The organism is Actinomadura luteofluorescens, assembly GCF_013409365.1.
GTDB classification, from domain to species: Bacteria; Actinomycetota; Actinomycetes; order Streptosporangiales; family Streptosporangiaceae; genus Spirillospora; species Spirillospora luteofluorescens.
Map to the genome: position 1 here is coordinate 1,822,110 of NZ_JACCBA010000001.1, position 25,940 is coordinate 1,848,049.

General features: G+C 69.2%; 33 protein-coding genes and 1 tRNA gene. 30 read left to right on the forward strand and 4 right to left on the reverse strand.

The window, feature by feature from the left end; all coding sequences use genetic code 11:
- The first annotated feature begins 110 nt into the window (after positions 1-110).
- Positions 111-1,277 carry a ComEC/Rec2 family competence protein gene (locus tag BJY14_RS08245; protein ID WP_179843063.1) on the forward strand — a complete coding sequence of 389 codons (1,167 nt, stop codon included), beginning with the start codon at positions 111-113 and terminating at the stop codon, positions 1,275-1,277.
- Between the two features lie 83 nt (positions 1,278-1,360).
- Here the strand turns inward: BJY14_RS08245 and BJY14_RS44360 are convergent, their stop codons facing one another.
- Both BJY14_RS44360 and BJY14_RS08255 read right to left on the reverse strand, forming a co-directional pair.
- Positions 1,361-2,086: a hypothetical protein gene (locus BJY14_RS44360; RefSeq protein ID WP_218905210.1), complete on the reverse strand. Its 726-nt coding sequence runs from the start codon at positions 2,084-2,086 to the stop codon at positions 1,361-1,363.
- Positions 2,087-2,759: 673 nt separating this feature from the next.
- Positions 2,760-3,131: a GntR family transcriptional regulator gene (locus BJY14_RS08255; protein ID WP_179843064.1), complete on the reverse strand. Its 372-nt coding sequence runs from the start codon at positions 3,129-3,131 to the stop codon at positions 2,760-2,762.
- Positions 3,132-3,242: 111 nt separating this feature from the next.
- On the opposite strand from BJY14_RS08255, the gene BJY14_RS08260 reads away from it, so the two are divergent.
- The 28 genes from BJY14_RS08260 to BJY14_RS44990 all read left to right on the forward strand — a co-directional run bounded on the left by BJY14_RS08260 (position 3,243) and on the right by BJY14_RS44990 (position 24,863).
- Positions 3,243-3,389 carry a hypothetical protein gene (locus tag BJY14_RS08260; protein ID WP_179843065.1) on the forward strand — a complete coding sequence of 49 codons (147 nt, stop codon included), beginning with the start codon at positions 3,243-3,245 and terminating at the stop codon, positions 3,387-3,389.
- Between the two features lie 111 nt (positions 3,390-3,500).
- Positions 3,501-3,818: a WhiB family transcriptional regulator gene (locus BJY14_RS08265; protein ID WP_179843066.1), complete on the forward strand. Its 318-nt coding sequence runs from the start codon at positions 3,501-3,503 to the stop codon at positions 3,816-3,818.
- Between the two features lies 1 nt (position 3,819).
- Positions 3,820-4,488, forward strand: coding sequence for an NUDIX domain-containing protein (locus BJY14_RS08270; protein WP_179843067.1), 669 nt, complete (start codon positions 3,820-3,822; stop codon positions 4,486-4,488).
- Positions 4,485-4,769 carry a hypothetical protein gene (locus BJY14_RS08275; protein ID WP_179843068.1) on the forward strand — a complete coding sequence of 95 codons (285 nt, stop codon included), beginning with the start codon at positions 4,485-4,487 and terminating at the stop codon, positions 4,767-4,769. The genes BJY14_RS08270 and BJY14_RS08275 overlap by 4 nt, the downstream gene beginning before the upstream one ends.
- Positions 4,766-5,167, forward strand: coding sequence for an RRQRL motif-containing zinc-binding protein (locus BJY14_RS08280; RefSeq protein ID WP_179843069.1), 402 nt, complete (start codon positions 4,766-4,768; stop codon positions 5,165-5,167). The genes BJY14_RS08275 and BJY14_RS08280 overlap by 4 nt, the downstream gene beginning before the upstream one ends.
- Positions 5,164-5,406: a hypothetical protein gene (locus tag BJY14_RS08285; protein WP_179843070.1), complete on the forward strand. Its 243-nt coding sequence runs from the start codon at positions 5,164-5,166 to the stop codon at positions 5,404-5,406. The genes BJY14_RS08280 and BJY14_RS08285 overlap by 4 nt, the downstream gene beginning before the upstream one ends.
- Positions 5,403-6,488 (forward strand): DUF2637 domain-containing protein, encoded by a 1,086-nt coding sequence (locus BJY14_RS08290; protein WP_179843071.1) that lies wholly within the window; start codon positions 5,403-5,405, stop codon positions 6,486-6,488. The genes BJY14_RS08285 and BJY14_RS08290 overlap by 4 nt, the downstream gene beginning before the upstream one ends.
- Positions 6,485-8,671: a cell division protein FtsK gene (locus BJY14_RS08295; protein ID WP_179843072.1), complete on the forward strand. Its 2,187-nt coding sequence runs from the start codon at positions 6,485-6,487 to the stop codon at positions 8,669-8,671. The genes BJY14_RS08290 and BJY14_RS08295 overlap by 4 nt, the downstream gene beginning before the upstream one ends.
- 170 nt (positions 8,672-8,841) lie before the next feature.
- Complete coding sequence (locus BJY14_RS08300; RefSeq protein WP_179843073.1) at positions 8,842-9,570, forward strand: hypothetical protein; 729 nt, start codon at positions 8,842-8,844, stop codon at positions 9,568-9,570.
- 50 nt (positions 9,571-9,620) lie between these two features.
- Positions 9,621-9,923, forward strand: a complete 303-nt coding sequence (locus tag BJY14_RS08305) for a hypothetical protein (RefSeq protein ID WP_179843074.1) — start codon at positions 9,621-9,623, stop codon at positions 9,921-9,923.
- A 142-nt stretch (positions 9,924-10,065) separates the two neighbouring features.
- Entirely contained in the window at positions 10,066-10,422 is a 357-nt protein-coding gene (locus BJY14_RS08310) for a hypothetical protein (protein ID WP_179843075.1), read from the forward strand.
- A complete protein-coding gene (locus BJY14_RS08315; protein WP_179843076.1) occupies positions 10,419-11,093 on the forward strand; it encodes a DNA cytosine methyltransferase in 675 nt (224 codons plus the stop codon). Before BJY14_RS08310 ends, BJY14_RS08315 begins: the two co-directional genes overlap by 4 nt.
- On the forward strand, positions 11,090-12,013 hold the full coding sequence (locus BJY14_RS08320; protein ID WP_179843077.1) for a bifunctional DNA primase/polymerase: 924 nt from the start codon (positions 11,090-11,092) through the stop codon (positions 12,011-12,013). Before BJY14_RS08315 ends, BJY14_RS08320 begins: the two co-directional genes overlap by 4 nt.
- On the forward strand, positions 12,010-13,575 hold the full coding sequence (locus BJY14_RS08325) for a hypothetical protein (RefSeq protein WP_179843078.1): 1,566 nt from the start codon (positions 12,010-12,012) through the stop codon (positions 13,573-13,575). The genes BJY14_RS08320 and BJY14_RS08325 overlap by 4 nt, the downstream gene beginning before the upstream one ends.
- A 245-nt stretch (positions 13,576-13,820) precedes the next feature.
- The gene (locus BJY14_RS08330; RefSeq protein WP_179843079.1) at positions 13,821-14,336 is read left to right on the forward strand and encodes a hypothetical protein; all 516 of its coding nucleotides are present in this window, start codon (positions 13,821-13,823) and stop codon (positions 14,334-14,336) included.
- A 50-nt stretch (positions 14,337-14,386) separates the two neighbouring features.
- Entirely contained in the window at positions 14,387-14,689 is a 303-nt protein-coding gene (locus BJY14_RS08335) for a hypothetical protein (RefSeq protein ID WP_179843074.1), read from the forward strand.
- A gap of 142 nt (positions 14,690-14,831) precedes the next feature.
- Positions 14,832-15,188, forward strand: a complete 357-nt coding sequence (locus tag BJY14_RS08340) for a hypothetical protein (protein ID WP_179843075.1) — start codon at positions 14,832-14,834, stop codon at positions 15,186-15,188.
- Complete coding sequence (locus tag BJY14_RS08345) at positions 15,185-15,859, forward strand: DNA cytosine methyltransferase (RefSeq protein ID WP_179843076.1); 675 nt, start codon at positions 15,185-15,187, stop codon at positions 15,857-15,859. The genes BJY14_RS08340 and BJY14_RS08345 overlap by 4 nt, the downstream gene beginning before the upstream one ends.
- A complete protein-coding gene (locus tag BJY14_RS08350; RefSeq protein WP_179843077.1) occupies positions 15,856-16,779 on the forward strand; it encodes a bifunctional DNA primase/polymerase in 924 nt (307 codons plus the stop codon). Before BJY14_RS08345 ends, BJY14_RS08350 begins: the two co-directional genes overlap by 4 nt.
- Positions 16,776-18,341, forward strand: a complete 1,566-nt coding sequence (locus BJY14_RS08355; protein ID WP_179843078.1) for a hypothetical protein — start codon at positions 16,776-16,778, stop codon at positions 18,339-18,341. Before BJY14_RS08350 ends, BJY14_RS08355 begins: the two co-directional genes overlap by 4 nt.
- A gap of 245 nt (positions 18,342-18,586) precedes the next feature.
- Positions 18,587-19,102 carry a hypothetical protein gene (locus BJY14_RS08360; RefSeq protein ID WP_179843079.1) on the forward strand — a complete coding sequence of 172 codons (516 nt, stop codon included), beginning with the start codon at positions 18,587-18,589 and terminating at the stop codon, positions 19,100-19,102.
- 50 nt (positions 19,103-19,152) lie between these two features.
- The gene (locus tag BJY14_RS08365) at positions 19,153-19,455 is read left to right on the forward strand and encodes a hypothetical protein (protein ID WP_179843074.1); all 303 of its coding nucleotides are present in this window, start codon (positions 19,153-19,155) and stop codon (positions 19,453-19,455) included.
- A gap of 142 nt (positions 19,456-19,597) precedes the next feature.
- A complete protein-coding gene (locus tag BJY14_RS08370; protein ID WP_179843075.1) occupies positions 19,598-19,954 on the forward strand; it encodes a hypothetical protein in 357 nt (118 codons plus the stop codon).
- Positions 19,951-20,625, forward strand: coding sequence for a DNA cytosine methyltransferase (locus tag BJY14_RS08375; protein ID WP_179843076.1), 675 nt, complete (start codon positions 19,951-19,953; stop codon positions 20,623-20,625). Before BJY14_RS08370 ends, BJY14_RS08375 begins: the two co-directional genes overlap by 4 nt.
- Positions 20,622-21,545 (forward strand): bifunctional DNA primase/polymerase, encoded by a 924-nt coding sequence (locus BJY14_RS08380; RefSeq protein ID WP_179843077.1) that lies wholly within the window; start codon positions 20,622-20,624, stop codon positions 21,543-21,545. Before BJY14_RS08375 ends, BJY14_RS08380 begins: the two co-directional genes overlap by 4 nt.
- Positions 21,542-23,107, forward strand: coding sequence for a hypothetical protein (locus BJY14_RS08385; RefSeq protein WP_179843078.1), 1,566 nt, complete (start codon positions 21,542-21,544; stop codon positions 23,105-23,107). Before BJY14_RS08380 ends, BJY14_RS08385 begins: the two co-directional genes overlap by 4 nt.
- A gap of 362 nt (positions 23,108-23,469) precedes the next feature.
- Entirely contained in the window at positions 23,470-23,679 is a 210-nt protein-coding gene (locus BJY14_RS44985) for a helix-turn-helix domain-containing protein (RefSeq protein WP_179849249.1), read from the forward strand.
- A 65-nt stretch (positions 23,680-23,744) separates the two neighbouring features.
- Positions 23,745-24,863, forward strand: coding sequence for a site-specific integrase (locus tag BJY14_RS44990; RefSeq protein WP_312879068.1), 1,119 nt, complete (start codon positions 23,745-23,747; stop codon positions 24,861-24,863).
- Positions 24,864-24,959: 96 nt separating this feature from the next.
- Here BJY14_RS44990 and BJY14_RS08400 read toward each other — a convergent pair.
- A tRNA-Asn gene (locus tag BJY14_RS08400) sits at positions 24,960-25,032 on the reverse strand.
- Positions 25,033-25,175: 143 nt separating this feature from the next.
- On the opposite strand from BJY14_RS08400, the gene BJY14_RS08405 reads away from it, so the two are divergent.
- The gene (locus tag BJY14_RS08405; protein WP_179843081.1) at positions 25,176-25,439 is read left to right on the forward strand and encodes a YtxH domain-containing protein; all 264 of its coding nucleotides are present in this window, start codon (positions 25,176-25,178) and stop codon (positions 25,437-25,439) included.
- Here the strand turns inward: BJY14_RS08405 and BJY14_RS08410 are convergent.
- Complete coding sequence (locus BJY14_RS08410) at positions 25,436-25,930, reverse strand: hypothetical protein (protein WP_179843082.1); 495 nt, start codon at positions 25,928-25,930, stop codon at positions 25,436-25,438. The two genes, BJY14_RS08405 and BJY14_RS08410, sit on opposite strands and share 4 nt — an antisense overlap.
- Positions 25,931-25,940 lie beyond the last annotated feature (10 nt).

A 25,940-nucleotide genomic window follows, 5' to 3' on the forward strand; every position in this document is an offset into this window, starting at 1 on the left:
AGGAGATATTTTCTATCTAGCAGTACGCACGGTGAAAGCACCTGGCCAGCGGCCTACGCGGACAGAGAGCCTTAGACTTAGACGGCTGGGGCGATTCTCCCCCGAAGAAGTTGAAGCTATACAAGCAAGAGCAGACGCCCTTTTGGATCGCCTTGAGCAGCTTTTCGACTGATCCCCCCTCGCCCGATACCTTTGAAGTGTCGGTGTTCGGACCAGGCAAAGGGGAATCCATCGTGGTGCATTTAGGTGCCCGCCGATGGATCGTAGTTGACTCTTGTCGAGACCAGCGAAGCGGCACGGTTTCGCCTCTCGATTACCTAAAAGGTATAGGCGTCGATCTTTCGACGGAAGTTCACGCCATTGTGGCAACACATGCCCACGATGATCACTTTGCAGGTATTGCGGACACTGTTGAAGCATGTGCTTCTGCTGTCGTCGTCACATCTCAAGCTCTTGTGAGCCGCGAATTTCTCGCCTTGGTTGAGGCGGACAACGAGATCGCTGGAGTGACTGACACAGCATCTTATCGAGAGTATCGACGAATTTTCGCCATCGCAGAACGACGGAAGCAGTCCTTCACTGGCCAACGTCCGCTACGTCGAGCGCAGGAAAACAAGATCGTACTTACGTTGCCCAGACGCGACGTTGCACCACCCGCAACCGTTACAGCCCTGTCTCCCTCGGAACATGCTGTGACCCGCGCACTGGAAACACTGGCCAAAAATCAACTTCACGCGATGGGCGAGCGTACACGCCGCTCAATGCTTGATCCAAATGAAGCCTCAATTGGATTGTGGATTAGCGCCGGAGAAGTAAACGTACTTCTAGGCGCCGACCTACTCTCTGGTCCCAAGGGGTGCGGTTGGGGCGCTATCCTCCATTCGTTCAGCCCTCCCGAACTGGCAACCCTCTACAAAGCCGCGCATCACGGATCCAGCACTTCACATCACGACGGACTGTGGGACAAGCTGCTGACCACTGCGCCTGTCGTTCTTATGACCCCATTTCGTCACGGCAGTGTGAATCTGCCCAAGGATAGCGATATCGCCTATTTTCTTGGTTACACCAACCATGCATGGATCACTTCACCGCGTCCGCCAACCCCTAGTAGCTCCTTTCAGAAACAAGCAGCTAAGTTGGGCACACTGGCTCGAAACGCCCGCGACCCTTATGGGAAGGTCGGCCACTTGCGAGCCCGCATTTCACTGAATGGCGGAGCGTGGCATGTAGACAACTTCTCGCCGGCTGCACAACTGAGAACGTCTTCTACGAAATAGAAGTCGCCCTCGGTCAGGATACGGGTTGGTAATCCCTCAGGGAACTTACGGCCGGAGCCACCTCTATTTTGGCTGCCCTGGCGCTACGCAACGTCCCGAAGGTGGCGAAGGCGGTCGAGGTACTCGGCCACCGCCGGATGGTCGACTGAACTGCCTGCGAGAGTATCCGCCAACTCCTGAGAAACCATGAGAAGGGATGGCAGAGACTTGCGGTCACCCTCCAACGCACGATTGCCCATGGCTACCGCCTGCTCTATGTCGCCCTCTCTTGCAGCGACGACACCAAGCGTGACACGAGCCTCGGCATTGCGCATCGGGCTACGCTCAACACCGTTAGCTTTGGTCCCTGCTCTTAGAACCTCGGAGGCGTAAGTCTTAGCTAGACGGTCCTCTGTCGCGAGGATCCGATAGCAGTCCATTGAGTAGAAATCGAACTTGGCAGGGTCGACGACGAAATGGTGATCTAGATTGTCCGGATAGGGCAGCGTCTCTAGCAGTGTCCGGCCCTGGTCTAGAGCGAGCTCGGTCTGCCGCCGGTCGCCTAGCCGGGCCCACGCCTTCGCTCTTTGGCCAGCGAGCTGCACCGCCACACTATGATTCGATGCGACCGCCTCACCGGCTTCCGCTGCCGCGATCATTCCCCGATAGTCACCCTTGGTCAGAGAGAACCATGCGCGCATTTCATGCGCCCACCCACTGATCTCGCTTGCCCCGGATTCCTCCCCGAGGGTGAGCGCTGCCCGCCGAGTCGCTTCGGAATTCCGATCATTGGCGTCATATTCGACGCATCCAACGAGAAGCGCAAGCATCCCGGAAAGCGCAAGAATCTCGCGGTGTGCGCGAGCGTTGTTCGGCGGTCCAGAAGGCCGGTAATCCGGCGCAACCACTGCCGCCCCTCCACAAGAAGGTCTTCGGGGGGTAGGTATGGATACTCCGAACACAAGCGGTCCACCGTGACGCGTAGCCCGTCGAGTGTCGCATCGTCAAGTTGCTTGTGCGCAACCGAGTGACGATCTCCAACGTGTCCATTCCTGCGACGCTGAGCAACTCAGCTTCCGAGTCGCGGCGCCCCGGCTCTGGCCCGAATATTGCTGCGGTAACGGTTCCGTAGGTCTTGGCGACTAGAGGGCGATAGAAATCATCGGGTCGCGTCTCGCCGGCTTCCCACCGCCGGATGGTGCGGAGCATGCTCGCATCGGACGGAAGTTCTTGCTTCGCGTGAGCCCGTAGCGCCGCCACGAACTTCGGTTGGGACCACCCGCGCGCCTCCCGCTCTGCGCGGATACGGCGGGCCCAGTCCGGTCGATCGTCCATGTGGATCTACCTCCTTACCGCCCAGTGTGCAGGGGAAACGGCCACTGGCACGAGGGGCTGACAGGGGGTTGTCAGCCCCCAAGCCAGCTATTCGCGCATGCGGGTCGTCGCGACTTTTGAAGCATGAACAGCGCATCACCCTCCACCCAGCGCCGAACTGGCTCATCGCTACTCACCCTTGGTGGGGAAGCGAGTCAGCAAGCCGGCCACCGCATCTTCTGTGGCCGAGAGAACCCGCCGCGCTTCTCGAAGCTGACGCTGTACCGCTACCAGTTCAGACGCCAGTTCGGGCCCGTCGCCGGTCCCGGCGGGCTCCCTCACGAACGCTCCGCTGGTTCCTCTGATCTCTACAAGCCCTTCGCTCTCCAGGATGCGCACGGCCGCGGCGGCTGTGTTGCGAGCGAGGCCGTTTGTCTCGGCGAGCTGCCGATACGAGGGCAGGCGTGCCCCCGGCGGGTAGCTCGAACCCTTTTCGATCTCCGCGCGCAGCCGCCTCGCGAGCTGGCGGCTTGCAAGTCCTTCGTCATCCCGAGTCGCCACGACCTCACGGTACCCGAGTGTCTTGCGACAAGGGCTTGACGGATCCGGTTCACGTCCCTACTGTCATGGGACAAGACAGCTTGTCGCAAGACAAGCTAAGGAAGGTCGTTCATGTTTCCGCAGCAGTCCAGCAAGATCCCGCAGTGGCTGGCCGGTGTGGCGGTCATCATCTTCGCCGTCAACAACCCCGAGAAGACCGCTGACCTGGTCAACAAGGTCATCCACGCGATCACGACGTTCTCGGGCTCGCTGGGCTAGTCCGCGATGACCGCGGCCTCTCCTCTGTCCAAGCGGCCCCGGCGCTCAAGCCACCAAGCACACCGCCGAGAGCCGCGACCCGAACCGATCACGACCCGCATGGAGGACCACATGCCTGTCAACCCGTCCGCGCTGTCGCTGGGAGACCTAGTGGCCGAACTGGGGACGCGCGGCGACTGCCGCCACGACCCGGACCTGCACATGGGCCCGGACGCGTTCGAGGACGAGCCGCTCGCCGAGCGTCTGGCCCGTCAGGACGTGGCCCGCGAGGTGTGCGAGGGCTGCCCGGTGTGGGCCCTGTGCCTGGACTACGCGCTGCGGATCCGCCCCACGTTCGGCGTGTGGGCGGGCTACCTGCCGCGCGAACTGGCCGCGCTCCGGCGTGAGGCCCGCGCCCTGTCCGCGCCCGAAGTGGAAGAGGCCGCCTGACATGAGGAACCGCACTTACACCCATTCCGACGTGCTGACCATCGGTGTCCGCGACGGCTGGGCCGACCCGGAGACCGACCCCACCCGGATCGACTGGAGGGCGCGTCAGGCGTCCGCTGCGATCCCGTTCGCGGTTGTCGATGGGCGTCCGGTCAACCCGTGCGAGAAGACCGCGGTGAGCCGGGGCCGTAACGAGTTGGGGCACTGGGGCGAGGCGTTGGCCGCCGATGCGCTGGTGTCGGTGTCCGACCCGTCCGGCCGCCGGTGGATCCTCATGGTGGAGCGTGCGGACGGGCACGGCTGGGCACTGCCCGGCGGCCACGTCGACCCCGGCGAGCACCCGACCGCCGCCGCCGCGCGGGAGTTGGAGGAGGAGACCGGGCTCGCGCTGCCTGCCTCGTACTTCTCGGCTGGCATGCCGCGGTACGTGCCCGACCCGCGCGCCTCGGATGAGGCGTGGATGGTCACCGTGCTCAGCACGGCCCATCTGGGACGCTTCGACCGCCTGGACTTCCCGCGGGTGGCCGGCGCCGATGACGCCCGCCGCGCCGAGTGGGTGCCGGCCTCCTCCTACAACGTTCTTGTCGCCGTGCTGGTCGAGGTCTATGGCGGCCAGGTGTTCCCCGCGCACGTCGGCATGCTCCGCACGATGCTGGGGGTGGCCCGATGACCGCCGTCCTGCTCATGCTGTCCGCGCTCGCCGCTGTGGCGTGCTGGGTGTGCGCCTCCCCGGCGCGGCTCGCGGTCGCCGGTGGGGTCCTGCTGGTCACCCACCCCGCGCCGACGCTGGCCCTCACCGCCCTGGTAGTCGCCGGGCTGACGGCCGCCAGCGGGGTGCTGGTCTACCGGTCGCTGCGTGACGGGGGCTGGCACCTGGTCACCGTGTGCCGCCCGAACCTGGCCCCGGCTCTCAGCCCGGCGCTGGCTCCGGCGGGAGGTGGGGCGCGATGACCCGCCGCCGTAGCTCCGCCCGGTTCTTCGACCCGACCGGCGCCCGGCACGGGCTCCCCACGTGGCCGTGGCGGATGGCCCCCGCGCACCTGCGCACCCGCCGCCAGCTCACCGCCGAGGGGCTGCGTCCGGGCGGTCAGGAGATCGCCGGACAGGTGCTGTGGAACTCCCGCCGCTACAACGCGCCCGGTGGGGTGCGCGCCGCCTACCTGTACGACGTCCGTCTGGCGTTGCCCAAGCGCGTCCCGTCCGAGCGGCAGCGCGCAGCCCTGGGCAAGGCGCTGGCCGCCCGCCGGTTCTGCCCGACCTGCCGACGCGACGTCGGATACGTCCTGCCCCGCCGCCTCGGCGAGTGCCTGGACTGCGCCGACGAGACCGGGACGGAGGCGGCGGCATGAACACCACTACGTCCGCCCCGTCGCCCGCCGCGCTACCGGCGCCGCGCCACCTGATGGGGCCGGGTGCCCTCAAATGCTGCCCGACCTGCCGGACCCCGTTGGACGGCGGCCCGGTGCGCTTCCGCTGCGAGCCGTGCGGCCGGTCGGTGATGGCCGCCGACCTCGACACCGAATACCACCCCGGCCCGGGGCCCAACCCCGCCCGGACCGACGACCACGACGGGAGGGACCGGCGATGACCACGACCTACGACCCGCCCCAGCACACCGCCAACGGCCACCAGGGCGCCGGTGGATTCGGCCCGGCCACCGGCTCGACGGCCGGACGCGACGGGTACGGGCGGCCGGTGCAGGTGTTCAACCTGCGGTACCTGCCGGGCTTCATGGCCCGTCGCCGCGGCGCAGCCGCCGGGGGCGAGGCGCCGGCCGAGGGCAGCGACCGCGCCGGCGGCTGGCTGCTGGCGGTGGCCAGCGTTCTGCTTCTGCTGCTGGCCGCCGCTCAGGGGTACGTCTCCTACCGCGCGCAGTACGCGTTCGTGCACGCCGAGAAGGGCGAGCACACCGCGTCCATGCTGGAGGCCCTCGGGCTGGACGCCGCCGCGGTCATCTTCGCGCTGCTGGCCCTGGCACAGGCCCGGCTCGGCCGTCCGGCGGTCGCCGAACGCGCGCTGAATCTGGCGTGCGTGGCGGGATCGCTGTGCATGAACGCGCTGTCCGCCGACCCCGGCTCGGCCAAGTCGGTGGCCGCGTGGGTGATGCCCGCCGCGCTGTACGCCGCCGCATCGGACCGGCTCATCGCCGTGGTGCGTCAGCGCGCTTTGGCCGGCCGCGACGGTGCCGACGAGTCCTCGCCGCTGGCCGCCGCCCGCGGCACCGCCCTGTGGACGCTGCGGTTCGGGATGGCGCCCGTCAGCACCGTGCGAGGCTTCCGCGCGTGGGTGCTGGACGAAGCCCCCGTAGCCCCCGGCCGCCGCGCCCTGCCGAGCTTCCCCGACCTGCCCGCATTGCCCGCGCCCCGCGACACCGGCCGCGACAACAAGGGCGACGCCGAGGACGACACCCGCCGCGACAGCAAGGGCGAGGGGAAGGGCGACGGCAACCGCGACACGGCACACGACGGCGACCGCGTCAGCAAGCCGCGACGGGCTCGGCCCCGGCGCCGCACCGGCGGCGCGACCACGGCCGACAAAGCGCGTGCGCTGCTGGCCGCCGAGCCGTCGCTGAGCGGTGCCGAACTCGGCCGCCGGTTGAAGGTCACCCCGCGGACCGGGCAGCGCCTGCACGCCCAGATCACCGCCACCGAGGGAGGGACCCAGTCGTGAGCTTCAGCAAGCCCATGGGCGAGGTGGTACGTCTGCCCATCCCCAACAACACCGCCCCCGCCGACGACTCGGCGCCCGGCATCAACGCCGCGCCGGACGACGCCGAGGACCTGCGCTCCGAGGGTGCCGCGGACGTGGACACCTCCTTCGAGGTCCAACTCGACCCCGACGCCGACGCCGAGGGCGTACCGGTCGATGACGGCGTCGGGTACCTGCTGGACGACCCCGAGGGCGACGCCTACCCGGTCATCCCGCACCACCTGCGCAGCCTCGCCGGGGTCGGTGAGGCGATCGGGCGCCACACCCGCCGCGCAGCTCACCGGCTGGCCTTCCACGCCGTCCGCGCGCCCCGCTACCTGGCGCTGGCCGGGGTGTGGGGCGCGGTCGGGGTGTGGCGGCTGATCGACCGGCAACTGTCGTGGTGGTGGGTGTCGGAGAACGACTACCTGCGGTCACTGGCGGTCGCGCAAGGCGATTCACGCGAGTGGTACAAGCTGCACCGCGAAGTGAAGGAGACCCGCCGCGTCCGGGGCACCATCCTGGCCGGGCAGGCCGCCGCAGTGCTGGCCGGTGGGCTGCTGCTGGTGAAGTTCGCGCCGTGGTGGGGGTGGGCCGCGGTCGCCACCGTGGCGGTGCCGTGGCTGGCGCACTTCGGCCGCCCCCAGGACCACCCGATCATCGCCCCGGCCACGACCGTGCCGCGGTTCCGGCTGCTCAACCACGACGTGGTGCTGCGCGCCTACTACTCCGCCGGCCTGGGCCACGCTGAGAAGATGAACGAGCAGGTCACCTTCGAGACGACCATGTCCCGCACCAAGGAGGGCGAGGGGTCGCAGGTCAAGGTGGTGCTGCCGCACGGCACCGGGTTCGATGCCGTGGTCAAGGCCAAGGACAAGCTCGCCTCCGGCCTGGACGTGGCGCCCTCGCAGGTGTACCTCACCCATGACCCGTCCAGCCACCGCCGTCACACCCTGACGGTGATGGACCGCGACCCGCTCGCGGTCCCGGCGGGCAAGACGCCGCTGCTGGACTGCAAGCGCCGCAACATCTGGCGGCCGGCGCCGTTCGGGCTGGACGAGCACGGCCGCAAGGTCGCCCTCGGGCTGCTGTGGATCTCGATCCTGATCGGTGCGCAGCCCCGCAAGGGCAAGACGTTCTCAGCCCGTCTGCTGGCCCTGTACGCCGCGCTGGACCCCTCGGTGCGGCTGTCGGTGGTGGACGGCAAGAACTCTCCGGACTGGAACAAGTTCGCGATGGTCGCCTACCACTTCATCCGCGGCACCGTGCCCAACCGTGCCGGTGACCCCGTCCGCCAGTTCATCGCCGCACTCGCCGAGATCAAGCAGCACATCATCGACACCAACGACTTCCTGTCGACCCTGTCGGTCGAGGAGTGCCCCGAGGGCAAGCTCACCGAGGAACTGTGCCGCCGCTACCCCAAGCACCTGTTCATCTGGATGCTGGTGGTGGAGGAGTTCCAGAACTACTTCGAGCTGCCGGACCAGGACGACAACAAGGAGATCGCCGAGCTGCTGTCGTTCATCCTGGCGGTGGGCCCCTCCTCCGGGGTGGTGCTGCTGTCGTCCTCGCAGAAGCCGTCCGGGGTCGGGGCCGGTGACGTGCAGCGGCTTTTCAACCGGTACCGCGACAACCACGCCGTGCGGTTCGCGCTTCGGTGCGGCAACCGCAACGTCTCCGACGCCATCCTCGGCGGAGACGCCTACTCCGAGGGGTTCGACGCCTCCGCGCTGCCGGTCGGCAAGCCCTACCTCGGCGTGGGCTACCTCTACGGCGCCGACGACCATACCCCGACCGTCCGCACCCACCTGGCCGACCACGGCGACGCCGAGAAGATCCTCACCGCCGCCCGCCGGATGCGCGAGCGCGCCGGCACCCTGAACGGCTACGCCGCCGGTGAAGACACCGGCGCCCCCGACCGGGACGTCCTAGGCGATGTGCTGGCGGTGTTCGGCGCCGACCCCGGCCTGCACTGGACCGAGCTGGCCGAGCGGCTCGCCGGACAGTTCGGCGACCGGTGGGCCGACGCCACCGCCGACGCCGTCTCGGCGCAATGCCGGGACCTGGGGGTGCCCAGCGTGGACGTCAAGCGCGGCGGAGTCACCCGCAAGGGATGCCGCAAGCGGGACGCCAAAGCAGCCACCGACGGCACCGCCGCGGGCTGACCCGCCCGGCTCCGGCCACCGATCCGGGCCGCTACCTGGTAGCGGCACCGCTACCTGCCCAACCTGCGAAAACGTCGCTACCCGCTACCTGCCGCTACCCGCACACCGCCCCTGACCTGCCCGGTAGCGGGTAGCGGCCCCCGGCCACACACCCACGATGCGAGGACCCCATGGCCCTGAAGATCCAGGTACTCAAGTGCGGACGCTGCGGCAAGCCCCGCGGGCTGACCCACACCTGCACCACCCGCATGGACCGCCGCACCAAGCCCGGCAAGACCCGCCTCAAGCCCCGCGTCACGGCGACGTGCCGCACCTGCGGCAAGCCCCGCGGCCTCAACCACACCTGCCACATCTCAACCGACTTCAAGAAGCGCAAGGCCGCCGCCGCGCGCCGCGAGGCCGCCGAACGCAAGCGCCAGCAGGCCGCCCGCCGCAAGGCCGCCGCCGCGGCCCGCCGCAAGAACACCACCAAGCCCCGCAAGCCCACCGCGACCAAGCCCACCGCCAAGACCACCAACGGCAAAACCACCCCGGCCAAGGCGCCCGCGGGCAAGACGGGCGCAGGCAAGGCCACGCACGACTACCGCACCTGCAACGACACCGACTGTCCCCGCTACGCCTGCCAAGCCTGGAAAGAGGCATACGCCGAAGCGATGGCCATCGGCCTGGAAGACGGCTACCAGCAGGGTCACGAGCAAGGCCGCCGCGAAACCTCCCACCAGGCCGGCGGCATGCCCGCCAACGAGAAGCAGATCAAAGCGCGGGTCGCCGCCGACTTCGCTGAGGACAACGTCCGCGAGGACGAGATCCTCCTCAAGCCCAACGGCGACATCGTCATCGACCGCCGCAAGACGGTCGCGTGGGCTCAGCCCGTGGTCATCGGCCGGTGGAAGCCCTAGCCCGCATTCCACGCAGCACACCCGACGACCACGCACGAAGGAGAACCCCGATGGTCACCCTGCTGCTGCTCGCCATGGCCGGATCCGCGCTGTGGGCGGTCAGCGTCTACGCCTACCCGTTCCGCCCCTGCAGCCGCTGTGAGGGGAGCGGCCGCAAGCACGGCAGCACCCGCCGCCGGTTCGGGCCCTGCAACCGGTGCGGCGGCACCGGCCGCACCCAACGCCTCGGCTCCCGCACCGCGCACCGCACCGTGCTGTCAGTCCGCTCGGAGATGGCCAAGGAACGCCAGCGCAAACGCGACCACAAGGCCACCGAACGCGCCACACACCCCCGCCGCCTCCACGACCACTGACCAGCCCCACGAGCCACCCGAAGGAGGACGTCAAGCGGCCCCCGGCGCCAAGCCACCAAGCACACCGCCGAGGGCCGCACCCCAACCGATCACGAACCCGAACGGATCCGAAGACCCGCCGAGCCCTAGAAGAGGCACGTCCATGATGACACCCAATCCGCCCGAACTCCCGCCAGTCGAGCAATGGCCGATCATCACCGCCCCCGACTGCCCTCTGTGCGACCGCCCCGCCGACGTGGTGTACATCGGCCCCGCCACCACCGCCGCCGGAAACGCGGTCACCTGCTGGCAGTGCCGCGCCTGCCGACACGACTGGACCATCCGGACCCACCACTGGCCCGTGCAGGACGGCCCCGACTGCCCGTACTGCCTCACCGAGGTCACCTGCTGGGCCGCGCTCGCCCCCGACACCCCCGGCGACCTGTGGACCTGCCACAACGGACACGAATTCGTCCTCACACCCGAAGGGCTGATCATCCTTCCCGAGGACGCCGCATGACCCGGCCGGCGTTCCTGCTGCCGGACCGCCCCTGGAACGGGCTGCGGATCCTGGACCTGTTCGCCGGTGCTGCCGGTGCCGGCATGGGCTTCTGGCTGGCCGGGTTCGAGGTCACCGCCGTCGACATCCACCGCCAGCCCCGCAACCCCTTCCCCTTCATCCAGGCCGACGCCCTGGAGGTCCTGGCCGACCGCGACTTCGTGGAAGGGTTCGACGCCGTCCACAGCTCACCGATCTGCCAGAGCTTCGCAGCGGTCACCGACTGGCGCGGCTCACGCCAGGACTACCCCGACCTGCTCACACCAACGCTGGCGCTGCTGAACAGCTACGGCCTCCCCTGGATCGTGGAGAACGTCGTGGAGGCGGCCCGATTCGGGCCACTACGCGCCGACCACGTCCTGTGCGGCACCCAGTTCGGCCGCAACGTGCGCCGACACCGCGCGTTCCAGACCGGCAACTGGGACTTCTTCGACCTGGTCGAACCCTGCCGCTGCCACCGCAACCGCGACCTGGTCCCCTTCGGCCACAAGAACGAACGGGCCTTCGCCGACGCCATGGGCTGCACCTGGATGACCAACCTCGAAGCCCGCCAAGCCATACCGCCCGCCTACACCCACTGGCTCGGAACCGCCCTCGCCGGCCACCTCAACGCCCAAGAGGTGACCGCATGACCAGCTCGGCACCGTCCCAGCCCGTTGCTGATGTACTGGCTCGCTACGCGCTGGCGTGCGCGGCCCGCGGCTGGCACGTCTTCCCGCTGGCCCCCGGCGACAAGGAACCGCCCCACGGGGTGCGGTGGACCAAGGTCGCGACCACCGATCCCGAGGTGATCCGGCGTATCTGGGCCCGGCGCCCCTACAACATCGGGATCGCGTGCGGCCCGTCCCGCCTGGTCGTGATCGACCTGGACATGCCCAAGCCCGGCGAGCACCCGCCGGACCGGTGGGCAGTGCCTGGCGTGAACGATGGGGCCGACGTGTTCGCGGTGGTGTGTGAGCAGGCCGGACAGCCGCTGCCGCTGGAGACCTTCCACGTCCGGACCCGGCGCGGCGGGTCTCACCTTTACTTCACCGCCCCGGACGGCATCCGGCTGACCAACACCTCCGACGACCGCGGGAACGGGCTGGGGTGGAAGGTCGACACCCGCGGCGACGGCGGATACGTCGTCGGCCCCGGCTCCTACGTCGACCTCCCGGACGGCACCGGCACCTATGACCCGATCCACACCCCGGCCCCGGCCCCGCTGCCCGGCTGGCTCACCGAACGGCTCCGCCCCGCGCCGCTGCCGCCGCAAAAGCCGATCACGGTGCGCCTGGCCACCGGCAACCGCGGCGCCTACCTGAACACGGCGGTCACCGCCAGCCTGACCGCAATTGCCGACGCGCCCCAAGGGCGCCGCAACGCCACCTTGTACGGCGCCGCCGTCGCCCTCGGCCAACTCGTGGCCGGGGGCGCCCTCGACCCCGACGACACCGAGCAGCTGCTGACCGCTGCCGCCGAGCGCGCCGGGCTGGCACCCATGCCATCCCGCCGGACCATCCGGTCCGGGTTCCGCGCCGGCACCCAACGCCCCAGGAGCGTCCCCACATGACCAGCAAGCCGCCCCTGCAAGCCGGATCCGGACCCGAAACCATCCGTGTCCTGAAAGCCGCGCTCGCCGGCAACTCCTTGCCCGACACCTACGTGTCCGCCGGCTCCCTGGTCCACATGGAGACCGTGTCCGGCGGACAGACCTCCCCTGCCGCCGACGAAGACTCGCCCCTGCCAGTCACCGCAAGCCCGATCACCCCCGCCACCCTCGCGGGCCTGCTGGCCGAACACGCCTACGTCTACCGGGTCCGGTCCCGCAGGGACGGCAACGGCGGAACAGAGACCTTCGAGGAGGAGATCACCCCGCCCCGCGACATCCTGGCCTCAGTGCTGGCCGGCAAGACCTGGCCGGGCCTGGCCCCGCTGCGCGGCGTGATCGGCGCCCCCGTCCTCCGCAGAGACGGCACCCTGCTGCAACACCCTGGATATGACCCTGCCACTGGCCTGTACCTGGCCTCCAAAGTCGCGCTGCCGCCCGTTCCCGACCGGCCCACCCCCAAGCAGGTGGCGGAAGCCCGCGACTTCGTGCTGAACCGGTTCCTGCGCGACTTCCCGTGGTCCAGCGCGGCCGACCGCGCCAACTATGTGGCACTGCTGGTCACCCCGATCCTGCGGCACTTCACCCGGTCCCTGACGCCGTTCGCGCTGATCGACGCGACCATGCCCGCCTCTGGAAAGAGCATCCTGACCGGCGGTCCCGGCATGCTCTACGGGCAACGGGTCATGCCCTGGGCCTACACCGAAGAGGAACTCCGCAAGTCCATCACCGCCGTGCTGGCCGAACAGGTCGGCGTGGTGGTGTGGGACAACCTCGCCGAAGGAACGGTCATCGACTCGGCCACCCTGGCCCTGCTCGTCACCGCCGGCGTTTGGTCGGACCGGCAGTTGGGTGCGTCCCGCAACATCGCCACCGTCAACGATCGGCTCTGGATGGCCACCGGAAACAACCTCCAGGTCGGTGGGGACATGGCCTCCCGCACCGTCCGGGTGCACCTGGACCCGAACATGCCGCGGCCTGAGCAGCGCGACCAATCCCGGTTCGGGATCCCGCACCTGGACCAGTGGATCACCACCCCTTCCAATCAGCTCACTGTCCTGTGGCACCTCCTGGTCCTGGTTCTGGACTGGACGCGCAACCAGGCACCGCGCGCCGACACCGTCTCCATGCGGCAGTTCACCCCGTGGGCCCAAGCCCTCGGCGGGTTCCTGGCCCACCACGGCATCGAGGGGTTCCTCGCCAACGCCGCTCAAGTGCGTGACATCGACGAGGACGAAACCCGGTGGCGCGCGTTCCTAGCCTGCTGGCACGACCTGCACGGCACCGAACCGATGACCGCAGCCGACTTGCGCCGCTCTGGCGAACCCGACCGCATCGGCTTGGACGAGCACGACCGATGGGAAGGCCAGTTCATCACCACCCACACCGGCCGCCCACCCAACGTGCTCGCCCTCGGCCGCCTACTCACCGGCCAAGTCGGACGCTGGCGCGGCGACTACGTCGTCCGCTCCGCCAAGAACCACCGCGGCGACCGCAACGTGTTCTGGGTGGAACACCATGACTGACCGCAACGAGCCCCGAAGAACGCTGAAACATCTCCGCAATCCCCGCAACGCCGCAGAACCCGCCCCCTACCTGAAACGACGGGTTGCGGAGATAGCAGACAGCGACAGAAGTCCATCTCCGCATCTCCGCAACCAGTGCGGAGATGAACCCCCGATTGCGGAGATGACCCGAGGACCACCCCGCCCATCTCCGCAAGCATCACCGCAGGTCACGGCCATAACTGCGGAGATGCGGAGATGCGGAGATGTTTCAGCCCCTCCCGCACAGCACAGCGAACCGGCGCCGAGCCACCAAGCACACCGCCGCCGCGGCCCGCCGCAAGAACACCACCAAGCCCCGCAAGCCCACCGCGACCAAGCCCACCGCCAAGACCACCAACGGCAAAACCACCCCGGCCAAGGCGCCCGCGGGCAAGACGGGCGCAGGCAAGGCCACGCACGACTACCGCACCTGCAACGACACCGACTGTCCCCGCTACGCCTGCCAAGCCTGGAAAGAGGCATACGCCGAAGCGATGGCCATCGGCCTGGAAGACGGCTACCAGCAGGGTCACGAGCAAGGCCGCCGCGAAACCTCCCACCAGGCCGGCGGCATGCCCGCCAACGAGAAGCAGATCAAAGCGCGGGTCGCCGCCGACTTCGCTGAGGACAACGTCCGCGAGGACGAGATCCTCCTCAAGCCCAACGGCGACATCGTCATCGACCGCCGCAAGACGGTCGCGTGGGCTCAGCCCGTGGTCATCGGCCGGTGGAAGCCCTAGCCCGCATTCCACGCAGCACACCCGACGACCACGCACGAAGGAGAACCCCGATGGTCACCCTGCTGCTGCTCGCCATGGCCGGATCCGCGCTGTGGGCGGTCAGCGTCTACGCCTACCCGTTCCGCCCCTGCAGCCGCTGTGAGGGGAGCGGCCGCAAGCACGGCAGCACCCGCCGCCGGTTCGGGCCCTGCAACCGGTGCGGCGGCACCGGCCGCACCCAACGCCTCGGCTCCCGCACCGCGCACCGCACCGTGCTGTCAGTCCGCTCGGAGATGGCCAAGGAACGCCAGCGCAAACGCGACCACAAGGCCACCGAACGCGCCACACACCCCCGCCGCCTCCACGACCACTGACCAGCCCCACGAGCCACCCGAAGGAGGACGTCAAGCGGCCCCCGGCGCCAAGCCACCAAGCACACCGCCGAGGGCCGCACCCCAACCGATCACGAACCCGAACGGATCCGAAGACCCGCCGAGCCCTAGAAGAGGCACGTCCATGATGACACCCAATCCGCCCGAACTCCCGCCAGTCGAGCAATGGCCGATCATCACCGCCCCCGACTGCCCTCTGTGCGACCGCCCCGCCGACGTGGTGTACATCGGCCCCGCCACCACCGCCGCCGGAAACGCGGTCACCTGCTGGCAGTGCCGCGCCTGCCGACACGACTGGACCATCCGGACCCACCACTGGCCCGTGCAGGACGGCCCCGACTGCCCGTACTGCCTCACCGAGGTCACCTGCTGGGCCGCGCTCGCCCCCGACACCCCCGGCGACCTGTGGACCTGCCACAACGGACACGAATTCGTCCTCACACCCGAAGGGCTGATCATCCTTCCCGAGGACGCCGCATGACCCGGCCGGCGTTCCTGCTGCCGGACCGCCCCTGGAACGGGCTGCGGATCCTGGACCTGTTCGCCGGTGCTGCCGGTGCCGGCATGGGCTTCTGGCTGGCCGGGTTCGAGGTCACCGCCGTCGACATCCACCGCCAGCCCCGCAACCCCTTCCCCTTCATCCAGGCCGACGCCCTGGAGGTCCTGGCCGACCGCGACTTCGTGGAAGGGTTCGACGCCGTCCACAGCTCACCGATCTGCCAGAGCTTCGCAGCGGTCACCGACTGGCGCGGCTCACGCCAGGACTACCCCGACCTGCTCACACCAACGCTGGCGCTGCTGAACAGCTACGGCCTCCCCTGGATCGTGGAGAACGTCGTGGAGGCGGCCCGATTCGGGCCACTACGCGCCGACCACGTCCTGTGCGGCACCCAGTTCGGCCGCAACGTGCGCCGACACCGCGCGTTCCAGACCGGCAACTGGGACTTCTTCGACCTGGTCGAACCCTGCCGCTGCCACCGCAACCGCGACCTGGTCCCCTTCGGCCACAAGAACGAACGGGCCTTCGCCGACGCCATGGGCTGCACCTGGATGACCAACCTCGAAGCCCGCCAAGCCATACCGCCCGCCTACACCCACTGGCTCGGAACCGCCCTCGCCGGCCACCTCAACGCCCAAGAGGTGACCGCATGACCAGCTCGGCACCGTCCCAGCCCGTTGCTGATGTACTGGCTCGCTACGCGCTGGCGTGCGCGGCCCGCGGCTGGCACGTCTTCCCGCTGGCCCCCGGCGACAAGGAACCGCCCCACGGGGTGCGGTGGACCAAGGTCGCGACCACCGATCCCGAGGTGATCCGGCGTATCTGGGCCCGGCGCCCCTACAACATCGGGATCGCGTGCGGCCCGTCCCGCCTGGTCGTGATCGACCTGGACATGCCCAAGCCCGGCGAGCACCCGCCGGACCGGTGGGCAGTGCCTGGCGTGAACGATGGGGCCGACGTGTTCGCGGTGGTGTGTGAGCAGGCCGGACAGCCGCTGCCGCTGGAGACCTTCCACGTCCGGACCCGGCGCGGCGGGTCTCACCTTTACTTCACCGCCCCGGACGGCATCCGGCTGACCAACACCTCCGACGACCGCGGGAACGGGCTGGGGTGGAAGGTCGACACCCGCGGCGACGGCGGATACGTCGTCGGCCCCGGCTCCTACGTCGACCTCCCGGACGGCACCGGCACCTATGACCCGATCCACACCCCGGCCCCGGCCCCGCTGCCCGGCTGGCTCACCGAACGGCTCCGCCCCGCGCCGCTGCCGCCGCAAAAGCCGATCACGGTGCGCCTGGCCACCGGCAACCGCGGCGCCTACCTGAACACGGCGGTCACCGCCAGCCTGACCGCAATTGCCGACGCGCCCCAAGGGCGCCGCAACGCCACCTTGTACGGCGCCGCCGTCGCCCTCGGCCAACTCGTGGCCGGGGGCGCCCTCGACCCCGACGACACCGAGCAGCTGCTGACCGCTGCCGCCGAGCGCGCCGGGCTGGCACCCATGCCATCCCGCCGGACCATCCGGTCCGGGTTCCGCGCCGGCACCCAACGCCCCAGGAGCGTCCCCACATGACCAGCAAGCCGCCCCTGCAAGCCGGATCCGGACCCGAAACCATCCGTGTCCTGAAAGCCGCGCTCGCCGGCAACTCCTTGCCCGACACCTACGTGTCCGCCGGCTCCCTGGTCCACATGGAGACCGTGTCCGGCGGACAGACCTCCCCTGCCGCCGACGAAGACTCGCCCCTGCCAGTCACCGCAAGCCCGATCACCCCCGCCACCCTCGCGGGCCTGCTGGCCGAACACGCCTACGTCTACCGGGTCCGGTCCCGCAGGGACGGCAACGGCGGAACAGAGACCTTCGAGGAGGAGATCACCCCGCCCCGCGACATCCTGGCCTCAGTGCTGGCCGGCAAGACCTGGCCGGGCCTGGCCCCGCTGCGCGGCGTGATCGGCGCCCCCGTCCTCCGCAGAGACGGCACCCTGCTGCAACACCCTGGATATGACCCTGCCACTGGCCTGTACCTGGCCTCCAAAGTCGCGCTGCCGCCCGTTCCCGACCGGCCCACCCCCAAGCAGGTGGCGGAAGCCCGCGACTTCGTGCTGAACCGGTTCCTGCGCGACTTCCCGTGGTCCAGCGCGGCCGACCGCGCCAACTATGTGGCACTGCTGGTCACCCCGATCCTGCGGCACTTCACCCGGTCCCTGACGCCGTTCGCGCTGATCGACGCGACCATGCCCGCCTCTGGAAAGAGCATCCTGACCGGCGGTCCCGGCATGCTCTACGGGCAACGGGTCATGCCCTGGGCCTACACCGAAGAGGAACTCCGCAAGTCCATCACCGCCGTGCTGGCCGAACAGGTCGGCGTGGTGGTGTGGGACAACCTCGCCGAAGGAACGGTCATCGACTCGGCCACCCTGGCCCTGCTCGTCACCGCCGGCGTTTGGTCGGACCGGCAGTTGGGTGCGTCCCGCAACATCGCCACCGTCAACGATCGGCTCTGGATGGCCACCGGAAACAACCTCCAGGTCGGTGGGGACATGGCCTCCCGCACCGTCCGGGTGCACCTGGACCCGAACATGCCGCGGCCTGAGCAGCGCGACCAATCCCGGTTCGGGATCCCGCACCTGGACCAGTGGATCACCACCCCTTCCAATCAGCTCACTGTCCTGTGGCACCTCCTGGTCCTGGTTCTGGACTGGACGCGCAACCAGGCACCGCGCGCCGACACCGTCTCCATGCGGCAGTTCACCCCGTGGGCCCAAGCCCTCGGCGGGTTCCTGGCCCACCACGGCATCGAGGGGTTCCTCGCCAACGCCGCTCAAGTGCGTGACATCGACGAGGACGAAACCCGGTGGCGCGCGTTCCTAGCCTGCTGGCACGACCTGCACGGCACCGAACCGATGACCGCAGCCGACTTGCGCCGCTCTGGCGAACCCGACCGCATCGGCTTGGACGAGCACGACCGATGGGAAGGCCAGTTCATCACCACCCACACCGGCCGCCCACCCAACGTGCTCGCCCTCGGCCGCCTACTCACCGGCCAAGTCGGACGCTGGCGCGGCGACTACGTCGTCCGCTCCGCCAAGAACCACCGCGGCGACCGCAACGTGTTCTGGGTGGAACACCATGACTGACCGCAACGAGCCCCGAAGAACGCTGAAACATCTCCGCAATCCCCGCAACGCCGCAGAACCCGCCCCCTACCTGAAACGACGGGTTGCGGAGATAGCAGACAGCGACAGAAGTCCATCTCCGCATCTCCGCAACCAGTGCGGAGATGAACCCCCGATTGCGGAGATGACCCGAGGACCACCCCGCCCATCTCCGCAAGCATCACCGCAGGTCACGGCCATAACTGCGGAGATGCGGAGATGCGGAGATGTTTCAGCCCCTCCCGCACAGCACAGCGAACCGGCGCCGAGCCACCAAGCACACCGCCGCCGCGGCCCGCCGCAAGAACACCACCAAGCCCCGCAAGCCCACCGCGACCAAGCCCACCGCCAAGACCACCAACGGCAAAACCACCCCGGCCAAGGCGCCCGCGGGCAAGACGGGCGCAGGCAAGGCCACGCACGACTACCGCACCTGCAACGACACCGACTGTCCCCGCTACGCCTGCCAAGCCTGGAAAGAGGCATACGCCGAAGCGATGGCCATCGGCCTGGAAGACGGCTACCAGCAGGGTCACGAGCAAGGCCGCCGCGAAACCTCCCACCAGGCCGGCGGCATGCCCGCCAACGAGAAGCAGATCAAAGCGCGGGTCGCCGCCGACTTCGCTGAGGACAACGTCCGCGAGGACGAGATCCTCCTCAAGCCCAACGGCGACATCGTCATCGACCGCCGCAAGACGGTCGCGTGGGCTCAGCCCGTGGTCATCGGCCGGTGGAAGCCCTAGCCCGCATTCCACGCAGCACACCCGACGACCACGCACGAAGGAGAACCCCGATGGTCACCCTGCTGCTGCTCGCCATGGCCGGATCCGCGCTGTGGGCGGTCAGCGTCTACGCCTACCCGTTCCGCCCCTGCAGCCGCTGTGAGGGGAGCGGCCGCAAGCACGGCAGCACCCGCCGCCGGTTCGGGCCCTGCAACCGGTGCGGCGGCACCGGCCGCACCCAACGCCTCGGCTCCCGCACCGCGCACCGCACCGTGCTGTCAGTCCGCTCGGAGATGGCCAAGGAACGCCAGCGCAAACGCGACCACAAGGCCACCGAACGCGCCACACACCCCCGCCGCCTCCACGACCACTGACCAGCCCCACGAGCCACCCGAAGGAGGACGTCAAGCGGCCCCCGGCGCCAAGCCACCAAGCACACCGCCGAGGGCCGCACCCCAACCGATCACGAACCCGAACGGATCCGAAGACCCGCCGAGCCCTAGAAGAGGCACGTCCATGATGACACCCAATCCGCCCGAACTCCCGCCAGTCGAGCAATGGCCGATCATCACCGCCCCCGACTGCCCTCTGTGCGACCGCCCCGCCGACGTGGTGTACATCGGCCCCGCCACCACCGCCGCCGGAAACGCGGTCACCTGCTGGCAGTGCCGCGCCTGCCGACACGACTGGACCATCCGGACCCACCACTGGCCCGTGCAGGACGGCCCCGACTGCCCGTACTGCCTCACCGAGGTCACCTGCTGGGCCGCGCTCGCCCCCGACACCCCCGGCGACCTGTGGACCTGCCACAACGGACACGAATTCGTCCTCACACCCGAAGGGCTGATCATCCTTCCCGAGGACGCCGCATGACCCGGCCGGCGTTCCTGCTGCCGGACCGCCCCTGGAACGGGCTGCGGATCCTGGACCTGTTCGCCGGTGCTGCCGGTGCCGGCATGGGCTTCTGGCTGGCCGGGTTCGAGGTCACCGCCGTCGACATCCACCGCCAGCCCCGCAACCCCTTCCCCTTCATCCAGGCCGACGCCCTGGAGGTCCTGGCCGACCGCGACTTCGTGGAAGGGTTCGACGCCGTCCACAGCTCACCGATCTGCCAGAGCTTCGCAGCGGTCACCGACTGGCGCGGCTCACGCCAGGACTACCCCGACCTGCTCACACCAACGCTGGCGCTGCTGAACAGCTACGGCCTCCCCTGGATCGTGGAGAACGTCGTGGAGGCGGCCCGATTCGGGCCACTACGCGCCGACCACGTCCTGTGCGGCACCCAGTTCGGCCGCAACGTGCGCCGACACCGCGCGTTCCAGACCGGCAACTGGGACTTCTTCGACCTGGTCGAACCCTGCCGCTGCCACCGCAACCGCGACCTGGTCCCCTTCGGCCACAAGAACGAACGGGCCTTCGCCGACGCCATGGGCTGCACCTGGATGACCAACCTCGAAGCCCGCCAAGCCATACCGCCCGCCTACACCCACTGGCTCGGAACCGCCCTCGCCGGCCACCTCAACGCCCAAGAGGTGACCGCATGACCAGCTCGGCACCGTCCCAGCCCGTTGCTGATGTACTGGCTCGCTACGCGCTGGCGTGCGCGGCCCGCGGCTGGCACGTCTTCCCGCTGGCCCCCGGCGACAAGGAACCGCCCCACGGGGTGCGGTGGACCAAGGTCGCGACCACCGATCCCGAGGTGATCCGGCGTATCTGGGCCCGGCGCCCCTACAACATCGGGATCGCGTGCGGCCCGTCCCGCCTGGTCGTGATCGACCTGGACATGCCCAAGCCCGGCGAGCACCCGCCGGACCGGTGGGCAGTGCCTGGCGTGAACGATGGGGCCGACGTGTTCGCGGTGGTGTGTGAGCAGGCCGGACAGCCGCTGCCGCTGGAGACCTTCCACGTCCGGACCCGGCGCGGCGGGTCTCACCTTTACTTCACCGCCCCGGACGGCATCCGGCTGACCAACACCTCCGACGACCGCGGGAACGGGCTGGGGTGGAAGGTCGACACCCGCGGCGACGGCGGATACGTCGTCGGCCCCGGCTCCTACGTCGACCTCCCGGACGGCACCGGCACCTATGACCCGATCCACACCCCGGCCCCGGCCCCGCTGCCCGGCTGGCTCACCGAACGGCTCCGCCCCGCGCCGCTGCCGCCGCAAAAGCCGATCACGGTGCGCCTGGCCACCGGCAACCGCGGCGCCTACCTGAACACGGCGGTCACCGCCAGCCTGACCGCAATTGCCGACGCGCCCCAAGGGCGCCGCAACGCCACCTTGTACGGCGCCGCCGTCGCCCTCGGCCAACTCGTGGCCGGGGGCGCCCTCGACCCCGACGACACCGAGCAGCTGCTGACCGCTGCCGCCGAGCGCGCCGGGCTGGCACCCATGCCATCCCGCCGGACCATCCGGTCCGGGTTCCGCGCCGGCACCCAACGCCCCAGGAGCGTCCCCACATGACCAGCAAGCCGCCCCTGCAAGCCGGATCCGGACCCGAAACCATCCGTGTCCTGAAAGCCGCGCTCGCCGGCAACTCCTTGCCCGACACCTACGTGTCCGCCGGCTCCCTGGTCCACATGGAGACCGTGTCCGGCGGACAGACCTCCCCTGCCGCCGACGAAGACTCGCCCCTGCCAGTCACCGCAAGCCCGATCACCCCCGCCACCCTCGCGGGCCTGCTGGCCGAACACGCCTACGTCTACCGGGTCCGGTCCCGCAGGGACGGCAACGGCGGAACAGAGACCTTCGAGGAGGAGATCACCCCGCCCCGCGACATCCTGGCCTCAGTGCTGGCCGGCAAGACCTGGCCGGGCCTGGCCCCGCTGCGCGGCGTGATCGGCGCCCCCGTCCTCCGCAGAGACGGCACCCTGCTGCAACACCCTGGATATGACCCTGCCACTGGCCTGTACCTGGCCTCCAAAGTCGCGCTGCCGCCCGTTCCCGACCGGCCCACCCCCAAGCAGGTGGCGGAAGCCCGCGACTTCGTGCTGAACCGGTTCCTGCGCGACTTCCCGTGGTCCAGCGCGGCCGACCGCGCCAACTATGTGGCACTGCTGGTCACCCCGATCCTGCGGCACTTCACCCGGTCCCTGACGCCGTTCGCGCTGATCGACGCGACCATGCCCGCCTCTGGAAAGAGCATCCTGACCGGCGGTCCCGGCATGCTCTACGGGCAACGGGTCATGCCCTGGGCCTACACCGAAGAGGAACTCCGCAAGTCCATCACCGCCGTGCTGGCCGAACAGGTCGGCGTGGTGGTGTGGGACAACCTCGCCGAAGGAACGGTCATCGACTCGGCCACCCTGGCCCTGCTCGTCACCGCCGGCGTTTGGTCGGACCGGCAGTTGGGTGCGTCCCGCAACATCGCCACCGTCAACGATCGGCTCTGGATGGCCACCGGAAACAACCTCCAGGTCGGTGGGGACATGGCCTCCCGCACCGTCCGGGTGCACCTGGACCCGAACATGCCGCGGCCTGAGCAGCGCGACCAATCCCGGTTCGGGATCCCGCACCTGGACCAGTGGATCACCACCCCTTCCAATCAGCTCACTGTCCTGTGGCACCTCCTGGTCCTGGTTCTGGACTGGACGCGCAACCAGGCACCGCGCGCCGACACCGTCTCCATGCGGCAGTTCACCCCGTGGGCCCAAGCCCTCGGCGGGTTCCTGGCCCACCACGGCATCGAGGGGTTCCTCGCCAACGCCGCTCAAGTGCGTGACATCGACGAGGACGAAACCCGGTGGCGCGCGTTCCTAGCCTGCTGGCACGACCTGCACGGCACCGAACCGATGACCGCAGCCGACTTGCGCCGCTCTGGCGAACCCGACCGCATCGGCTTGGACGAGCACGACCGATGGGAAGGCCAGTTCATCACCACCCACACCGGCCGCCCACCCAACGTGCTCGCCCTCGGCCGCCTACTCACCGGCCAAGTCGGACGCTGGCGCGGCGACTACGTCGTCCGCTCCGCCAAGAACCACCGCGGCGACCGCAACGTGTTCTGGGTGGAACACCATGACTGACCGCAACGAGCCCCGAAGAACGCTGAAACATCTCCGCAATCCCCGCAACGCCGCAGAACCCGCCCCCTACCTGAAACGACGGGTTGCGGAGATAGCAGACAGCGACAGAAGTCCATCTCCGCATCTCCGCAACCAGTGCGGAGATGAACCCCCGATTGCGGAGATGACCCGAGGACCACCCCGCCCATCTCCGCAAGCATCACCGCAGGTCACGGCCATAACTGCGGAGATGCGGAGATGCGGAGATGTTTCAGCCCCTCCCGCACAGCACAGCGAACCGGCGCCGAGCCACCAAGCACACCGCCGGTACTGCCCAAACGACCGATCAGCGACGAAGGGTCCACTGCGAGATGGCCACGAGGATGCCCAGTCCGGCCGAGCTGTACGGCCTCAAGCCCCTCTACAAAGTCTCCGAACTGCCCGGCATTCTCCCGTTCAGCCGGAGCCGGGTTTACGAGCTGGTCCGCGCGGGGCGCATCAGGACCGTCACGGAGCACAGCATTCGCCTTGTGCCCGCCAGCGCGATTATCGAGTACATCGAACTACTGGAAAGGGAGGCCGAGGCCGCGTGAGCGGTAAGAAGCGACGCTCTCCAGGTGAAGGCGGTCTTAGCTGGGACGCTGCCCGCAATAGGTGGGTGGCGTCCCAGACGATCGGCTATCAGCCCAATGGGCGCCGGATCATCGTCCGTGGCCGAGGAAAGACTCAGACGGAGGCGCTCAAGAAGCTCAAGGAGAGCTTGAAGCGCCGAGAGGAGAAGCAGGCACCGAAGGCAACCGCGGATGTGACGATTACCGAAGCGGTCGCTGGGTTCCTGCGGTACGGACTCATGGGGCGTGACGAATCGACCGTCACGAACGCGCGCAGCCTCGCCGAGCACCACATCACTCCGCAACTGGGGCACCTCACCGTGCGGGAACTCACCGCCGACGACTGCGAACGCTGGCTGGAAGGCCGCGCCGAGGTGCTCGCTACGAAGTCACTTCGCGAAGTCCGGTCAGTGCTGAAGCGGTCCATTGATCGGGTGATGCGGCGTGACGACCGCGTGACGCGGAACGTCGTGCAGCTCTGCGAGGTGCCGACCGGCAAGCGCACCGGGCGACCGTCCAAAGCACTCGACTTCTCCCAGGCGATGCGAGTGCTCGCCGCGGCCGAGCGTGCGCGGTCGGACATGCGCCAGTACGTCATCCTTGCTCTGCTCACCGGTGCGCGGACGGAGGAACTCCGGAAACTCACCTGGTCGCATGTCGTCGCCTACGACAAGGGCCGCGGGCAGTGGTGCCCGGTGCATGAAGCCGGGTGGGAGCACGATGAGTTCGCTGTCTACGTCTGGCGCTCCGTCAGGGCGCGCGGCGACACCAAGACCAAGAAGTCCCGCCGCACGCTGAAACTCCCCCGACGCTGCGTCGTGGCCCTGCGGGACCTATGGGCGAGTCTCCCCCAGCCACTCGCCCCGGAGGCGCTGCTGTTCCCCGGTGAGGCCGGCGCCGTGCGAGGGGCGATGACCGTACTCCGGGCGTTCCGCCGCGAGGTCATCGCGCCAGCAGGGCTGGACCCGGACGCCTGGACGCCGCGTGAGCTGCGGCACAGCTTCGTATCCCTGCTGTCGGATAGCGGGATGCCGCTGGACAAGATCGCCCTACTGGTGGGCCACAGTGGAACGCAGGTCACTGAGAAGGTGTACCGGCAGCAGATCCGGCCTGTGATCCAGGACGGCGCACAGGCCATGGATCTGATCTTCCCGAACCCCAACTAGGGCGTCTGGTACTCGGTTCGGTACTCACTAGACGGGTCAGGCCCGCTTCCCACGCTGGGAACGGGCCTGGTCTGGTGTAACGCTGAGGTAAGGAAGCTCCCGCGATTGGACTCGAACCAATAACCTGCCGGTTAACAGCCGGCTGCTCTGCCGATTGAGCTACGCGGGATCGTGCGTCCGCCGGGGTCTGGCGGCCCCTGGCGGCGGGTCTAGGTTAGCGCATGTCCGGGGCTGTTCGCGCACGCCTGGGGATTGAGGCGGCGAGGGCGGGTATAGGGGGTGTCACGATTCCGCCGTCAGTAGGAGTTGGACATGAAGGCTCGCACGATGTTCATGGCAGGCGCCGCGGTCGGCTACGTCTTCGGGACGAAGGCCGGGCGCGAGCGGTACGAGCAGATCAAGCAGCTCTCCAAGCAGGTGTCGGAGAACCCGAACGTGCAGGAGGCCGCCGGGAAGATCCGGTCGAAGGGCGAGACGTTCGCCGGGGCCGCGCGCGACAAGGCGGGGCACCTGAAGGACCGGGTGCCCGAGCAGGTCACGGGCGGCCGCAAGGAGGAGCAGCCGTACCCCGGCTAGAGGCCGGTCTGACGGCGCAGGTCTTCGAGGACCTGTTCGGCCTGGGCCCGCAGGCCCGGGTCGGACGGGTCGAGCCCGGCGTCGAAGACGAACGTCCAGCGCACATCGCCGCCGGCTGCGGGGCGCCGGCCGGCGATGCGCACCTTCCCGCCTCCGGGGAGGGTGGCCTGGTGGGTGACGGCGATGGTGGCGGTGACGCGCTCGCGGACGGTCTCGGGCACCGAGCCGGGGTCGGTGAGCCGGACGTGGTGCTCGGCGCCGCCGGAGGTCTCCCGGACGTGCAGCCAGCCCTCCTTCCAGGTGGCGTGGTCGACGCGTTCCCAGGGGACGCGGGTGAAGCCGCCCGCAGGGGTCGGCAGGTGCAGGGCGAAGAGGGTGGCGGTGACGTGGGAGCCGCCGCGGGTGGGCGCCGCCGCGAGGACGCGTTCGCCGCGTTCCAGCGCGAGTTCGGCGCGGACCGCGGCGGGCAGGGGACCCCGGTTCAGGCGCATGCCCCCACGG

Excerpts from the sequence above, each read along its gene's own strand:
- BJY14_RS08270 (WP_179843067.1), top strand. The coding sequence starts at position 3,820 with ATGAGGAACCGCACTTACACCCATTCCGACGTGCTGACCATCGGTGTC.
- BJY14_RS08405 (WP_179843081.1), top strand. The coding sequence starts at position 25,176 with ATGAAGGCTCGCACGATGTTCATGGCAGGCGCCGCGGTCGGCTACGTC.
- BJY14_RS08375 (WP_179843076.1), top strand. The coding sequence starts at position 19,951 with ATGACCCGGCCGGCGTTCCTGCTGCCGGACCGCCCCTGGAACGGGCTG.
- BJY14_RS08265 (WP_179843066.1), top strand. The coding sequence starts at position 3,501 with ATGCCTGTCAACCCGTCCGCGCTGTCGCTGGGAGACCTAGTGGCCGAA.
- BJY14_RS08355 (WP_179843078.1), top strand. The coding sequence starts at position 16,776 with ATGACCAGCAAGCCGCCCCTGCAAGCCGGATCCGGACCCGAAACCATC.
- BJY14_RS08350 (WP_179843077.1), top strand. The coding sequence starts at position 15,856 with ATGACCAGCTCGGCACCGTCCCAGCCCGTTGCTGATGTACTGGCTCGC.
- BJY14_RS08275 (WP_179843068.1), top strand. The coding sequence starts at position 4,485 with ATGACCGCCGTCCTGCTCATGCTGTCCGCGCTCGCCGCTGTGGCGTGC.
- BJY14_RS08325 (WP_179843078.1), top strand. The coding sequence starts at position 12,010 with ATGACCAGCAAGCCGCCCCTGCAAGCCGGATCCGGACCCGAAACCATC.
- BJY14_RS08320 (WP_179843077.1), top strand. The coding sequence starts at position 11,090 with ATGACCAGCTCGGCACCGTCCCAGCCCGTTGCTGATGTACTGGCTCGC.
- BJY14_RS08310 (WP_179843075.1), top strand. The coding sequence starts at position 10,066 with ATGATGACACCCAATCCGCCCGAACTCCCGCCAGTCGAGCAATGGCCG.
- BJY14_RS08330 (WP_179843079.1), top strand. The coding sequence starts at position 13,821 with ATGTTTCAGCCCCTCCCGCACAGCACAGCGAACCGGCGCCGAGCCACC.
- BJY14_RS08290 (WP_179843071.1), top strand. The coding sequence starts at position 5,403 with ATGACCACGACCTACGACCCGCCCCAGCACACCGCCAACGGCCACCAG.
- BJY14_RS08385 (WP_179843078.1), top strand. The coding sequence starts at position 21,542 with ATGACCAGCAAGCCGCCCCTGCAAGCCGGATCCGGACCCGAAACCATC.
- BJY14_RS08380 (WP_179843077.1), top strand. The coding sequence starts at position 20,622 with ATGACCAGCTCGGCACCGTCCCAGCCCGTTGCTGATGTACTGGCTCGC.
- BJY14_RS08335 (WP_179843074.1), top strand. The coding sequence starts at position 14,387 with ATGGTCACCCTGCTGCTGCTCGCCATGGCCGGATCCGCGCTGTGGGCG.
- BJY14_RS08280 (WP_179843069.1), top strand. The coding sequence starts at position 4,766 with ATGACCCGCCGCCGTAGCTCCGCCCGGTTCTTCGACCCGACCGGCGCC.
- BJY14_RS08370 (WP_179843075.1), top strand. The coding sequence starts at position 19,598 with ATGATGACACCCAATCCGCCCGAACTCCCGCCAGTCGAGCAATGGCCG.
- BJY14_RS08285 (WP_179843070.1), top strand. The coding sequence starts at position 5,164 with ATGAACACCACTACGTCCGCCCCGTCGCCCGCCGCGCTACCGGCGCCG.
- BJY14_RS08340 (WP_179843075.1), top strand. The coding sequence starts at position 14,832 with ATGATGACACCCAATCCGCCCGAACTCCCGCCAGTCGAGCAATGGCCG.
- BJY14_RS08360 (WP_179843079.1), top strand. The coding sequence starts at position 18,587 with ATGTTTCAGCCCCTCCCGCACAGCACAGCGAACCGGCGCCGAGCCACC.
- BJY14_RS44985 (WP_179849249.1), top strand. The coding sequence starts at position 23,470 with ATGCCCAGTCCGGCCGAGCTGTACGGCCTCAAGCCCCTCTACAAAGTC.
- BJY14_RS08365 (WP_179843074.1), top strand. The coding sequence starts at position 19,153 with ATGGTCACCCTGCTGCTGCTCGCCATGGCCGGATCCGCGCTGTGGGCG.
- BJY14_RS08410 (WP_179843082.1), bottom strand. The coding sequence starts at position 25,930 with ATGCGCCTGAACCGGGGTCCCCTGCCCGCCGCGGTCCGCGCCGAACTC.
- BJY14_RS08305 (WP_179843074.1), top strand. The coding sequence starts at position 9,621 with ATGGTCACCCTGCTGCTGCTCGCCATGGCCGGATCCGCGCTGTGGGCG.
- BJY14_RS08260 (WP_179843065.1), top strand. The coding sequence starts at position 3,243 with ATGTTTCCGCAGCAGTCCAGCAAGATCCCGCAGTGGCTGGCCGGTGTG.
- BJY14_RS08300 (WP_179843073.1), top strand. The coding sequence starts at position 8,842 with ATGGCCCTGAAGATCCAGGTACTCAAGTGCGGACGCTGCGGCAAGCCC.
- BJY14_RS44360 (WP_218905210.1), bottom strand. The coding sequence starts at position 2,086 with ATGCTTGCGCTTCTCGTTGGATGCGTCGAATATGACGCCAATGATCGG.
- BJY14_RS08315 (WP_179843076.1), top strand. The coding sequence starts at position 10,419 with ATGACCCGGCCGGCGTTCCTGCTGCCGGACCGCCCCTGGAACGGGCTG.
- BJY14_RS08345 (WP_179843076.1), top strand. The coding sequence starts at position 15,185 with ATGACCCGGCCGGCGTTCCTGCTGCCGGACCGCCCCTGGAACGGGCTG.